Genomic DNA, 609 nt, shown 5'->3' on the forward strand with positions numbered 1-609 from the left:
TCCCGCAGAGGATCGTCAATGTCGTTGCCTGATCCGGAAAAGTCACAGGCGGCGCGTTTGCTGCGTCGCGCTGCTCTCAGCGGCCTGATCGCCTCGCTGGCACTGGTCTCCGCCTGCACGGTGCGGCCGCTCTATTCCAGCGCGCCGCTCACCGCCGGCTCGCAGGTCGGGGCCGCCGCCGAGCTGGCGTCGATCTCGATCAAGCCGGTGAGCACGCGCCCTGCACAGCAGGTGCGCAACAACCTGATCTTCGCTTTCGGCCAGGGCTCGGGCGAGCCGTCATCGCCTGCCTATACGCTCGACCTCGGCGTCACCGAACTTGTCGAGTCGGCGGCCATCGTTCAGGTGCAGACCGAAGAGGACGAGCCGACGGCGGGCACCGTGACCCTCACCGCCAATTATGTGCTCAGAGACGCCGCGACCGGCACTGTGGTCGCGCTCGGCAAGCGCTCGATTCCTTCCTCCTTCGACCGGCCGCGCCAGGAGTTTGCGGCCTACCGGGCGCAGATCGACGCCGAGAACCGCGCCGCTCGCGAGCTCGCCGATCTGCTCAGGCTGGCGATCGCCCAGGACCTGGCCAAGAATGGCAAGAAGGCCTGAGCTGATCTC

At 67.5% G+C, this 609-nt stretch carries 1 protein-coding gene; it reads left to right on the forward strand.

Translation table 11 applies throughout. The features are described 5' to 3' along the window. The first annotated feature begins 18 nt into the window (after positions 1-18). Complete coding sequence (gene lptE / locus EOA60_RS36210) at positions 19-600, forward strand: LPS assembly lipoprotein LptE (RefSeq protein WP_095824159.1); 582 nt, start codon at positions 19-21, stop codon at positions 598-600. Positions 601-609 lie beyond the last annotated feature (9 nt).

The organism is Mesorhizobium sp. M1A.F.Ca.IN.020.06.1.1 (genome assembly GCF_004023265.1).
Taxonomy (GTDB): domain Bacteria; phylum Pseudomonadota; class Alphaproteobacteria; order Rhizobiales; family Rhizobiaceae; genus Mesorhizobium.